Raw genomic sequence first — 12,359 nt, 5'->3', positions numbered from 1 at the left:
GACGAGGAGTCACGCATGAGTGACAGCGAATCCACTGTCTTGGAGGCGGTCCAGCTGTTCGCCGACGCGGACTGGGTCGATCTGACCCACTCCCTCGAGGAAGGCATCCCGTCGGTCCCGAGCCACGCTCGGTATGGCCATACGCTCTACCAGTCCTACAACCGGGGGGATCCAGCGTGTCACTACCGGATCTCGATGGGGGAACACACTGGGACGCACATCGATGCACCCCTTCACTTCATCCCCGACGGAGCGGCGCATTACGACATCGCGTCGGTCCCGATAGCTCGCCTCGTCGGGCGGGCTGTGACCATCGACGTGACTGACGTGGGTCCCGGCGAGACGGTCTCCCGCGAGCGAATCGAAGCGTGGGAAGCGGAGCACGTACCCATCGAGCCGGGCGATCGAGTCCTCTTCCAGTTCGGCTGGGATCGGTATTGGTCTGCAGACGACGATGCGAACGAATTCCTCACAGAGTGGCCGGGACTCTCTGCAGACGCTGCCGGCTACCTCACGGACAGCGATGTGGCGCTCGTCGGCTGCGACACAGCCGCCATCGACGCCGCTGGAGCCGAGGAGTTCCCCGCACATTACGAATTACTCGGTAACGAGACGTACATCGTCGAGAACCTCACTAACCTCGAGAAATTGCCGCCGGAATCCCTCCTGTTTACGTTCCCCCTCAAGATCGAGGAGGGGTCAGGATCGCCCATCCGAGCTGTCGCCCTCGTCGACTGAGTGGCCACTGCTCACTCCCGCTCGTGCAGGTCCCGGACGCGGACGTTCTCGGGCACCCGTTCGAGCGCCGTCTCCGGCCAGTCGTCGTGGACCAGCGTAAAGGAGACGTCGGGATGCCTGTCGACCAGTCGCGCGACGCCGTCGGCGGCCATCTCACACGCGGCCCCGTCTGCTCGCTCGGGCGTCTCGGCGTTCAGCGGATAGGTCTCGGAGAGTTCCCGAGGATACGGGCCGAAGGGCGGCAGGACGCCCCACGTCTCGTCGTAGCGGTCGTTCGACCCGCCCTCGGTCAGCAGGACCTCGTCGCCGTCGAGTTCGAACCGATCGAGGCGTTCGTGGTGCCGTAGTACCTCGGGCCGACGGGCGCTCTCGTGTGAGGTGTAGAACATCGCGTGCTTCGAGGCGGGGTCCGACCGCTCGAGCTGCTCGGCGTGGTCCAGCAGGGTGCGGTAGCCGTCGACCATCGACGGATGCCCGCGGGCCCGCGAGTCGACTAGCTCCATGAGATTCCCGCTCCGGATGGCCTGCTTCACCGTGCGAATCTCGCCGTATGTGACGTGGAGGTTGTGTCGCGCGAGCAGGTCCTCGCGGGCGTCCTCGTCGAGCGAGTCGAGTTCGGCCGGCGTGTAGTCGGTACAGACCGGGCAGTGACACGGGAAGTACTCGAGGTCGTCGAGTTGCTGGGTCCCGCGGACCGTCAGGTAGCGGTCGTCGCGAGCGTAGAGCGCGTACGCGGCGGAATCAAAGAGGTCACAGCCCAGCGCGGCGGCCATCGCGAACATCATCGGGTGACCCGCGCCGAACAGGTGGACCGGCCCCACCTCGCCGAGGCCGCGCTTGCACGCCGCCACCACGTCCGCGAGGTCGGCGTAGCGGTACTCGTTCATCAGCGGGACGACCGCGCCCAGGGGGAAGACGTCGAGCCCGGTCTCCACGGCGTGGCGGCCGGCCGCCTCCCGGAGGTCCGGATACGTCGAGCCCTGGACGGGCGCGCTGACGAGCATCTCGTCGGTGTCGACGGTCGCGGCCCGCTCCAGCCGGTCCTGGGTGGTCGACAGCTCCGCCTCGGCCTGTTGGCGGTCGACGTCCGGCGGCGTCGGGATGTCGACGGGCGTCCCGATGTCGCTCCCGATGTCGCGCTGGAACGCCAGGATCTCCTCGGTCGTGACGGTGATTTCGCCGTACTCGGCGAGCTGGAACGACCCCGAATCGGTCATGATGGCCCCCGAGAAATCCAGCAGGTCGTGCAGCCCCTGTTCCAGGGCGGGCTCGCGGAGTTCGTCGGACTTGTGCAGGATGTAGCTGTTCGTGATGAGTATCTCGGCCCCGAACTCGGACGCCAGTGCCGCCGGGTCGATGGTCTGGACGTGCGGGTTCACGACCGGGAGGATGGTCGGCGTCTCCACGGTGACGCCGGCGCGTGGGACCTCGAGTTTCCCTAACCGGCCCGCGGCGTCGTACTGGCGGACCTCGAAGTTCGTCATTGTCCGTCGTGGGCGGGGCGCGCGCCTAAGGGTTGTGTTCCGGGCTAGCGGTCAGACCGACATTCAGCCGTACAGAATCTCGCCGATGTCGCCTCCTCCCGGACGGCTGCTCACGGGGTTCTCTGAACGAGAACCGACAATCCACACAGACCACTCACCGCTCGAACAGCGCGTAGTAGAGGATCCCGACCGCAGAGCGCCCGTCGCGCAATTTACCGTCCCGGACGCCCTCGACGAGCGAGTCGAACTCCGTCGTCTCGACGCGGATGGACTCGTTGAAGTCCAGGTCTTGCTGGGCGGTCGGCTCGCAGTCGCGGGCGACGAAGTAGTGGAACTCCGAGTCCGCGAAGCCGTTGGCCGGTTCGGCACTGTAGAGGTATTCGACCGACCCCGCTTCGTAGCCGGTCTCCTCGGCGAGCTCGCGGCCGACGGCTGCCGCCGGTTCGTCGTCGTGAGACTCCACGCTGCCGGCCGGGAGGCCGTAGTTGACTCGTTTGACCGCCTGGCGCCACTCCTCGATTACGACGACGTCGCCGTCGGGCGTGAACGGGAGGACGACCACGCTGTCGCCCTCGCGGAAGAAGTCGAAGTCCGTCTCGGTCCCGTCGGGCAGGCGTACAGCCTCGTGGACGACGTCGAACCCCGGACAGGTGTAGGCCGTCTCGGCGTCGAGCGTCTCCCACGCGAGGTAGTCGGTCATGGGCGACCCTGCGGCCCTCGCGGACTTACCCGTGGCGATTCCGGCGACCCCGGGTCAGAGTTTATCGGCACTGCGAGCCTGCTCGGAGCGGCGATTCGCCTGTTCGAGCCGTCGCTCCGTCGCGTTCCCCAGCCCGTTCGGGAGGTCCCCGCGGGCTTCCGACAGCCGTTCCGCGACGCGCTGGAGGCGGTCGACGACCGTCCCGAGACTCTCGTCGGCCCGGCCGCGATCGCCGTTCTCGGCACGCTCGGCCGCGCGTCGGGCTGCCTCGGCGACGGCACCGAGCGCCTGCGCGAGGCCCCGGACGGCGTTCGACCGCCCGCCGCCGGTCTGTCCCTGCTCCCCGCCGGAGGACCCGCTATCGTCGTCGCCGTCGCTGTCGGCCACTGCGGCGATCCCGGCCCGGGTCTCGTCGCTGATGTCGGCCAGGAACCGCGCCAGCGACGCCTTGCCGGTGTTCGGCTCGTCGATGCGGACGCCATCGTCGGATTCGGGGTCGGGATTCACCCGGAACGCCCCGATCTCGTCGTCGCTGTCCCGGACCTCCGTCGTGTACGCGCCGCCGCGGTGGACGTAGACGGCGTCCGGGCCAGCGAGCGGTGCGTCGTACAGCCGGCCGGCGAAGTCGTCCTCGACGGCGAGGTCGGTGAGGTCGCTGTCGGCGCCCTCGCTGTCGACTTCGAGTTTCGTCGCCGACTCGCGGGCGACGAGCGGGATCTCGCCCTCGACGCCCGCGGCCGTCACCGGGCGCGCCGCGTTGCCGCCCCCGTCTTCGACGGCGATCGTCTCGCTGTGTGGCGCCTGTCCCGCGCCGTTGACCGTGAGCCGGTGCTCGCCGACCGGAATGCCCTGCAGCGCAGCGACGCCACCGAACGTCGGCGCGGCTTCGGGCTCGCTCTCGAGCAAGACGAGCGCCTCGACGTGCGAGGACTGGGTGGTCAGTCCCTCGCCGTCGGGCGCGTCATCGGTGACGACCGCTTCGGTGACGTTCGCGACAACCGTGTTGACCGACGACGGCGCGCCGATGGCGTCGTAGCGCTCGGCCAGCGCCGCCCGGTGGGCCGGCTCTGAGATATCCGCCGCGGGGTTCGAATAGCGGGGCTGGCCCCAGGGTGCGCCCGTGGTCGTGATGTGCCCGGCGATGGCGTCCTCGGCGAACTGCGGGACTGCGAACTCGAAGCTCAACTGCGGCCCCGTGAAGTCGGTGATGTGTTCGATCTCGCTGGTCGGCACCAGCGAGTACCCCACCTCGGCGTCGCCCTCCCGCTCTTCGTGGTCGAACACCAGCCCCGTCGCGCGCTCCGGCAGCGTCGTCGGGGGCGAGGAGAGCGCGTCGAACGATCGAATCGTCAGATCCTGACTGACGAGGTCCGACTGCTCGACCGACGGCAGGCGGTCGTCCTCGTAGATAGGTGCGCCGTCCAGTTCGGGCATCACGTACGGCAGCACCCGTCCCTCGTCCCGCGGGAGGCCGTAGGCCAGCGGAATCGACGCGATGTCCTCGAGCGTCTCGATGGGGCGGTTCGTGATGTCGGCGAAGGAATCCCCCGTCGGCAACCGCTGGAATCGGTCGGGAATGTCGTTCAGCGAGAGCGCACTCGAGTGCGAGCCCAGTTCCGAGAGGATGCGCGGGACGCTCTCGGGGTCGGGGTCCAGGAACTCGTTGTTCGGCACGTTCCGGGAGTGTGAGCTGGCGACGTAGAGCTGTGGCGCCCCGGAGTCGGTGTCGATGAAGACGTGCAACACCTCCCAGTCGTGCCAGTGGAAGTTCGTGGTGAACTGGTCGAACGCGGCGTACATCCAGAACTGGACCGCCGCGAGCGGCGACTCCTCGTACTGGACGACGTTGTAGAAGACCGTCGGGTTCGGCGGCTGCTCGCCCGTGAACTGCTCGTGGTAGCCGTCGAAGGCGTCGAACCCGGTGACGACGCTCTCGCCGTCCTGCTCGCTGGTGTACGGGCGCGGGTCCGTCGGGAACCACGGTTCGTGTTCGTCGAAGTACAGTCTGGGGGCGAACTGCGCGGCGAGCTCACGGGCCTGGTCGTCCTCCACCTCCGTCGCCTCGCTGTCGCTCTCGCCCTGGAGTGCGCTACACCCCGCGACCGAGGTCGCACCGGCGCTGGCGAGTGCCCCGAGGACCGTCCGCCGGGTCAGTGACTCGCGGCCCGTCATCGGTCTGTGACCGGCCAGCGATCGGGAGGCTGGCTCTCGACTGCGCTGTCTGCGTTGCTGCGGGGACCGACCATACGGGCCCCAACGATTGGCGCGGCAAAGTTCTTCTGGCAGGAGACGCCGACTGTGGCTACTTCTGCTGTGTCTCTGTCGTGAATCCGAACGCTGCCACCCATGTTCGGACCTCGACGAACTCGACGTGTCGCCGGACGAGATACCAGGGCGTGACGAGGATCGTCCCCAGAAAATTGGCATAGGCGTCCCCCAGCGAGAAGTACCGGTTCGGAATCAGCGACTGGCCGAACTCGATGCCGACACCGTAGAGGAACGCGAGACCGATGACGAGTGACGCGTCCCGTACTATCGGCAACTGCCAATCTACGATGGCATACAGGATCGCTCCGGCTAACACGCCGTACGCCAGGAAGTGACGCCACTTGTCGAGCGGAATGAGTTCGAACCGAAGCGTATCGATCGCCGTACTTGGCGGGGCGGCGAGAATCGACGTGTAGAAGATGAACCCCGCGATACCGACGACGAAACTCCAGCGGAGCCAGCGCGGTAACAGTGGTACTCGAATCGTCATGCTCGGTGGATGGCCGGTAGTTTACAGAACGGGTATGTATAGTCTGTGGCTCGAGCTCACGACTCCTGAACTCGGTTGCTCTCACTCTCAGTAGGAGGTGAACCCGTCGGTATCGAGGTAGTTGTGGGCGACCGTGATGGCGTGGTCGGCGTGGAGCGCTCGCGGGCCCAGCGAGACGCGTTCGTCGGCGTGGTCTGCGAGCAGGTCGGCCTCGCTCGACGCGAAGTCGTGGTGGTCAGAGAGGACGAATACCGGGTCCGTCGGTGGGTCGACGTCGACGACTGGGTCGCCGTCTTCGTGGAGCTGGACGACCGTCCCGCGGGCGGCGACGTCCTCGATGGTCCCTCTAAACCCACGGCGGGTGAGCGAGACGCCGGGCGACGTCTCGACCGGGATGTGGCCGATGGCCTCCTCGCGCTCTTCTACGGCCTTCCGGACGAGGGCGGCCGTCGAGCGCTCGTCGGGGTTGAGTCGCCGGAGGTCGCGCCCGTCGAAGGTGACGGTGTACTCGTCGCCCAGGACGAGGTGGGCACGGACGTCTTTCCGGATGTCGTGGCTCAGGAAGAACGCGCTGTTGACACAGCGACAGAGGACGTCCAGACGGCCGGCCGCTCCGGCGAGGTCGTCGAGCGAGAAGTCGGGGGTGGTCGGGGCGTCGTGACCGACGACGACGAACTGGCGCATACTCGCTGCAACAGGGTCGCGTACTTACGTGCGTCGACAGGCGTCGCTGAGGGCGCTGTGAGTCGGAAACTGGGCCGGCGCGATTCGGACTGTTCGCTGTTTTGGGGGTGCTGTGGGTGGCAATTCGTCGGAATTCTGGGTTGGGTGTTACTGGTCATCTGTGGGGGTGAACTCGAGTTGAGTGACGAGCTGGCGACGGCGATCTTCCATGCGCTCGCGTTGGCGGCGCCGTCGCTCCCCGGGCGATGCCTTGGCGTAGTGTTCTTCGGTGGTCTTGCGGGTCGCGTTGATGCGTTCGGCGACGTCGCGATCTACTGGGACGGCTACGAGCGCACGTTCGCGGTTGTCGGTCGCGACGGCGACCACGAGACGCTCGCGCTCGCCGACACGCCCCTCGGCACGCCCGGGCAGTACTGCACACACGTCGCTCGAGAGCGCGGCTGGGACGTGGGCGAGCACATCGGCGGGTCGCCCGTGGACGCTCGCGCGCGAGTCACTCCGCGGTCCGAAACGGACCGCCGAATTCGAACCGAGCTCGGACGGTGGCTTCGTGCGCCTCGAGTCTGTCTGGATGGGCTGTGCTTGGCGGGAGACCGGCCGGGAAGTGGTCGAAACGGGGCGTCAGGTCTAACCGGTCCGTCGCTTTTGTACGACGACAGCAGAGTCTCGAGTGGGCCATCGGCCACCCACGAGCTGCAATTCACTTCCATAATCTCCATCTATGGCCGGCGGCCGTCTTCCCACTCCACTCATACGTCGACCTCCGCCACACCGAACACTCCAGCGCTCGCAGCTGCCAGCCTTCTTGCCGACGACCTGCGCGTCGTAGTCTGGTGAGTCAAGAAAGATGACGGCTAGCACTCGTTCGCTCACCCGACTGTACAGTAGTCGACCGTGAGTTTCGCTCCACTGCCATCTCAGGGCCGTCGACCCACCCTGTGAAGGGGCTGGGGCGCTCGTGGGCGAAAATAGCAGGTACCTTTCGGTCTGGCTCGTTTCTGACGGACTCCCATTTGAGATGCACCATTATATTTTCCCAAAAACGCGAAACCGTGCCGATACCGGGCCGCTCTATCACTCGAATCTCGCGTCTCCGCGAACGAATCAGTCCGTCTGCAGTCTTGAAGGTGCGTACTTTCAGTGAAACGAGCAGTGTAGCGAAGGACTCAGAATACTGCCTGCAAAACGCTACAAATTGATTTTGTGTCTTAGGTGATTATTTAATCACGCCGCAACTACATCCGTCCAAGATCAATGAGTCCGCTCCAAACACTTTACCCGTTCATCTTGATTCTGTTGAATATCGTAACGGGATGGTTCCTCTACAACCCAGTTGGATCCAACCTCGCAGTAATATGCTTGTGTGCGGGTCTACTTGTCGGCTTGACTACGCTTGGCCGAACAGCTGGCCAGTGTGCAGCTAAATATTTGAGACGCACACCTACTACGTAGTATATTCGCTCAGCTACCACTGACACGAAGCGAATCCGCAGTAACGACTTCATAGACGAGCCACAATCCGGTCAGTACAGACCACTGAATGACTTACGACCGTAGCGCAGAAGCGCAACCACGAAGACGAGTAACAGCGGCATCAGTGGTGCTGCGACTTCAAACGACGCCAGAAGCAGCACCACTGCGGACATGACAGCGAACTCGAGCGCCACCAAGACGCTGACGACGTCAGCGGGAGGAGGCCTCGCTCGAATCTGGCACTGCCAACGGTTTCAATTCTCGGCGTAGATACTCTGCTGCTCGTATTCCTGTCGAGACAGAGTGTCGGCCCCCATACATAATGGTCGCAAAGAGAGACGTTCGATATGTCCCTGCTTCAGCACCGAGCGATCACTCCGCCGCCCTGCATTCGCTGTCGTCCTCCTGATCACGACGGCTTTGTTCGGTGAACTGCTGCTGACCACCGTGATATATAGACACATAAACCGAGTGGCTACTCCCCTACTCTCGGTCTGAAACCGAGCGTAACGACTTGTCCAAGAAGTGGCGATTCGGTCCACAGAGATGAGCCACGTCCCGGTCTGCTCGTTGCATCACTCGATACCTGTCAAGAACGGCGTGCGAGGTACAGGAGGGTGAATGCAGTACTCAAACTGATCTCGATTCACTGGGCATGTGACAGAACCGAGGAAAGTTGGGGGAGTACGTCGAACGTCCGAGGCTCTGTTGATCTTGGTCAGTTTCCCTGAATTGCATCGATGACGACTGTTCCTGCCACGATCGGGTCGATCGGCACCGAACTGCTATCGCTAATCGTGATCTCGTACTGATCAAACACGGCGAAACCGCTCTCGATGGTTCCAACAGCAGTGCCTTCTGCATCAGTTATCTCGAATGTATGTCCGATCCACTGGCCCACTGGCAGGATTTTTCGACCCATAGTGAAGAGTGCGCCACGTGAGCTGATCTCGGCGAGAACCGACTCGTCCTCAGCGTCGCGGATTCGCCAGGTGTCTTGGAAGAGCGAAAAGTCGTTGTCCAAACAACGAGCTCTTCCCCAGTTTGGCTATCTGTGAGCAGATAGTCGCCGGCGATATCCCACTTCCCGCTGGCTTCGACAGTAAATAACTCCGTTCCGTCAGTGTCGAGGAAGGGGAAGGTATCGTTCCCCTCGTACATCTGGTGAGTGCAGCGGAAGATCGTGTCACCAGTGATGTCCCTGGCTTCATACTCCGGTTGGAAGTTCTTGTCCGTACCCGTCTGTTCGACGGTATACCGACTGCCAGAGAGCTCAAGCGCAGTGATCGCGTATTGTTGCGGTTCTCCCATCATCCGAGGTGTTTTGCTGGTGACGTACTTAAATGAGGGACAACAGTTTCAATGTGTGCAATAGACCGGTATGGAGAACTGAATGCACTACTCCGGAAACTCTCTGGAGCGAGGGTGCGCTTCATATCGTGGTTCTCACCGACCACCAGATGTCTACTGATCCGTGACCGATTCGCGCTGTGTATTCAGCGCGCCCGATGGAACGTGATCGGAACTGGTACAGATCTCGCGGCCAGGCACTGTCTAGTTGAGCGAGTTTGAGAAGCGGGGGGCCGTAGCGAGACGTGCCTATACAACTCGCAGATCTCCTCAGAGAGACGCTAGATGAGGATAGCCAAGATGTTTGGAAGAACGAGCGCACGCCGACACCCGTTCGGTGGTCTGGGGTGCGTCTCCACGCGGCGGGGCTGTCGATCAGGGAGACGGTGTCGATCGCTCTTACGGTGCGGTCTGGAACTGGGTGCATACACTGTCTGAGGCCCAGAGAAATCCGCCGACTGCGGAGCCGTCGCGGTCGACGAGACATTAATAGAGATTGACGGCGAGAAAAAGTGGCTGTACGCGGCGGTCGACACAGAGTCAAAATTACTGCTCGAAGTCGACGTGTTCAGCCCCCCAGAACTGATCCCGCGGCGTTCACGAGAACGCAGTTCTCGTGCAGCCCATCAGAAATCGTAGATTTCTGAAGACGGCGTTCCTGCATCGGCTCACCGAGAAGCACGATGTCTCCGAGACAGACTTTCTCGTCGATGCTGAAGGGTATCTGACTGCCATCGCTCGCCACGATTTAACCGGTCGGCTCTACTATCGAATCCGGAACCACACCGAAAAATGGTGCCAGACTGTGACCATGCGAATCGACCGCTCTCACTCCGTCTGTTGGGGCTGTCAATCCAGCGCAAAACGGTGAGCACGACGCTTCAGACAGCACTACAACCACGAACGACCGAACCAAGCGCTCGATGGACAAACGCCAGCTGAGGAGGGTCAGAACAGACTGTGCCTGCGCCAGCATATACGACGTCAGTTGATACACATCGTCGTTATCCACTTTCCCGGTCTTCCATTTCGCATCGCCAACGATCCGCGTGTCACGGTCGACCAAAAGCAGATCGACAACGACCGCTCGAAAAACAGGAGAAGCGGGTCGAAGCGTTCGATTGCGGTTTGGAACTTGGGTCGATACCGTGTCGACGAACAGGTGCTACCACGGAAATTGTATCCTGATATGCTACCTCGCGTTCCTGGCAGTGAGCAAGAGCACAGGTGCGGAGACGTAGTCCTGTTCTGACCGATGGCCGCGCTCACCCACCTGTGCCGTTCACCACCGTGGCGTTTGATCCGTCGAGGCCGATACTGACGCTCTCAGCCTGTTCGGACGTATTCTGGACTTCGACTATCTCAGTGTTCGACTCATCAATCTGTATCTTGACCCACGAGTGGACGACAGTCTCCGCGTCGAGATCGACAGTCAGCATGACCGAACTCGCGTTCCCGTCGGAGCGCTGGAGTTTGATATCGACGTGACCATCGGCGGTTGCCTCCGTGACAGTCGCCTCCAGCGCCGTGGCATCCAAATGTGCCCGAACGTTGTAGCTCGTCTGTTTGTCGGCCACGACGAGGCGCTCGATCAGTTCTCGATCGGCCTGATCCAGTACGCCAATCTTGTCGGTGTAGTTCAGACTCACCTCGTCGATGTCCGGACGGACAGTCCGCACATCAACCGTCTCGTTGGTGAGGTTGACTGTTCCTCGAACCGACGGAAGACAATCGTCAGTGGGACGAACGTGGATGCCAGCGATGTCCAGCGGTTCGTCACGTGCCGTGGACTCGTAGTACTGATTTACCCGTACCTCGAGATGGCTGTACTCATTTAGACCTGCACGGTTGCTCGTTGCTTCGACGACGAGTTCGGCTAACCGCTGCCGTCCGATCTCGTCAATCGGCGCACTATCATGGTGTGAGACCAGTGTGACGGTCACGTCTCCGACCTGGTGGCTGGTACTGTTGCGGTCTGGACTGTTGAGGCGGAGGGCACCACTACACGTGCGCTGGGCTGGCCGTAAGGTGTATCTGCTGTCGCCAGTCTGCGTCGGCGTTTCGTTGAATTGCTGCTGATGGTCCGCGTCCAGCTTGGTGGCGTTCGTCTCGTTGCCGGGGTCGTCTGTCGGTCCGGGAGACAGACTGGCCCCTGCGATAACAGCGGCGCCACTGGCGACGAGCAATACAGTCGAGATGCCGAGGGCGTATATCGCGAGTCTGTAGTCACGTTGCATTTCTCTCACTCCAGTCGCGTCGATTACGTCGTATCATTGGCACTCTGACAACAGCCGGGCGGGGACCGACAGGGCGGCTACGGACACCGTGGAACCGGTCCCGTAGTCGATTCGGTCTGTCGTCGCCGACTGCTGTGCTCATAGTTTGGAAGAAAGTCCTTGTAAATCACCATTGGAAACGGCGATGAAACACGACTGAAACGCGTTTCACAGGTGTTTCACGCCCTGAAACCATCAGATTCATACTGCCGATGTTTCGAAAAGGAACCATGTCCCCAGTCCCCCCCTCCAGACTGGCACTGGTCCTCTCGCTGATCGTCCTGGGCAGTAGTCTCGCGGTCTTTGGCAGTGTCACTGGCATCGTCCCTAACGAAACCCACGAGTTCAACATTAAGGACGGTGCCCTCGTCGCCACGACCGGCGGCGGGCAACAGCACGTACTGGTCGAAGACATTCGGACGGTCTCCCGAATCGAGATCAACCACGTCGACGGTCATCACGTCGTCCGAACGAACGGTCGTGAACCGCCAGCAGTGGATATACGAACACGTATGCAGGTACAGCAAGTTATCACGGCTGCTGAGACCGTCGACGGCGACATTCCAACACCCGAGAGCGCAGTGTACACTGTTCGTCGGATTCCGGCACGGCTCTCAAGCGACCGTGCTGCAGTCATCGGGGCCACACCGAACGCATCGTTGCGGACTGAGATCGCCCCCAATGCATCCGCATTCACTGTCCAACAACATGATGACTCCATCGTCTTCGAGCGACGTGAATCGCAGTGGAGCGATGACCGCATACTCGTCGTTGTGACACCGAACGAGTCCGGAGCACAGTACAGTGCCGTGGTCGATCTCCGTACTGAGACCATTGAATCGCTCGTTCGACTCAACTGGGGTGGCCAATGAACAGGGACTGTTCGCTCCGCTGCA

The 12,359-nt window shown here is 62.5% G+C and carries 10 protein-coding genes and 2 pseudogenes; 3 read left to right on the top strand and 9 right to left on the bottom strand.

The window, feature by feature from the left end:
- Window positions 1–15 precede the first annotated feature (15 nt).
- Entirely contained in the window at window positions 16–738 is a 723-nt protein-coding gene (locus tag P1N55_RS09625; protein WP_276275422.1) for a cyclase family protein, read from the top strand.
- An 11-nt stretch (window positions 739–749) separates the two neighbouring features.
- Here P1N55_RS09625 and tgtA read toward each other — a convergent pair whose 3' ends face one another.
- The 8 genes and pseudogenes from tgtA to P1N55_RS09585 all read right to left on the bottom strand — a co-directional run bounded on the left by tgtA (window position 750) and on the right by P1N55_RS09585 (window position 9,148).
- On the bottom strand, window positions 750–2,222 hold the full coding sequence (tgtA, locus tag P1N55_RS09620) for a tRNA guanosine(15) transglycosylase TgtA (RefSeq protein ID WP_276275421.1): 1,473 nt from the start codon (window positions 2,220–2,222) through the stop codon (window positions 750–752).
- A 154-nt stretch (window positions 2,223–2,376) separates the two neighbouring features.
- Window positions 2,377–2,922, bottom strand: coding sequence for an NUDIX hydrolase (locus tag P1N55_RS09615; RefSeq protein WP_276275420.1), 546 nt, complete (start codon window positions 2,920–2,922; stop codon window positions 2,377–2,379).
- Between the two features lie 54 nt (window positions 2,923–2,976).
- Window positions 2,977–5,094, bottom strand: coding sequence for a hypothetical protein (locus P1N55_RS09610; protein WP_276275419.1), 2,118 nt, complete (start codon window positions 5,092–5,094; stop codon window positions 2,977–2,979).
- 130 nt (window positions 5,095–5,224) lie between these two features.
- Complete coding sequence (locus P1N55_RS09605) at window positions 5,225–5,680, bottom strand: VanZ family protein (RefSeq protein WP_276275418.1); 456 nt, start codon at window positions 5,678–5,680, stop codon at window positions 5,225–5,227.
- Between the two features lie 87 nt (window positions 5,681–5,767).
- Complete coding sequence (gene trmY / locus P1N55_RS09600) at window positions 5,768–6,364, bottom strand: tRNA (pseudouridine(54)-N(1))-methyltransferase TrmY (protein ID WP_276275417.1); 597 nt, start codon at window positions 6,362–6,364, stop codon at window positions 5,768–5,770.
- A gap of 147 nt (window positions 6,365–6,511) precedes the next feature.
- Window positions 6,512–6,823 carry a hypothetical protein gene (locus P1N55_RS09595; protein WP_276275416.1) on the bottom strand — a complete coding sequence of 104 codons (312 nt, stop codon included), beginning with the start codon at window positions 6,821–6,823 and terminating at the stop codon, window positions 6,512–6,514.
- A gap of 1,064 nt (window positions 6,824–7,887) precedes the next feature.
- Window positions 7,888–8,031 (bottom strand): hypothetical protein, encoded by a 144-nt coding sequence (locus P1N55_RS09590; RefSeq protein ID WP_276275415.1) that lies wholly within the window; start codon window positions 8,029–8,031, stop codon window positions 7,888–7,890.
- A gap of 524 nt (window positions 8,032–8,555) precedes the next feature.
- Window positions 8,556–9,148, bottom strand: a pseudogene (locus P1N55_RS09585) (hypothetical protein).
- Between the two features lie 290 nt (window positions 9,149–9,438).
- Here P1N55_RS09585 and P1N55_RS09580 point away from each other — a divergent pair.
- Window positions 9,439–10,142: pseudogene (locus tag P1N55_RS09580) on the top strand (hypothetical protein); the annotation flags it as partial.
- A gap of 310 nt (window positions 10,143–10,452) precedes the next feature.
- Here P1N55_RS09580 and P1N55_RS09575 read toward each other — a convergent pair.
- Window positions 10,453–11,424, bottom strand: a complete 972-nt coding sequence (locus tag P1N55_RS09575) for a hypothetical protein (protein WP_276275414.1) — start codon at window positions 11,422–11,424, stop codon at window positions 10,453–10,455.
- Between the two features lie 269 nt (window positions 11,425–11,693).
- Between P1N55_RS09575 and P1N55_RS09570 the strand changes: the two genes are divergently transcribed.
- Window positions 11,694–12,335: a hypothetical protein gene (locus P1N55_RS09570; RefSeq protein WP_276275413.1), complete on the top strand. Its 642-nt coding sequence runs from the start codon at window positions 11,694–11,696 to the stop codon at window positions 12,333–12,335.
- The last annotated feature ends 24 nt before the right edge of the window (window positions 12,336–12,359 follow it).

This window comes from Haloarcula regularis, from assembly GCF_029338315.1.
In the GTDB taxonomy this organism is placed as follows: Archaea; Halobacteriota; Halobacteria; order Halobacteriales; family Haloarculaceae; genus Haloarcula; species Haloarcula regularis.
This window is presented reverse-complemented; position numbering and strand designations above follow the sequence as displayed.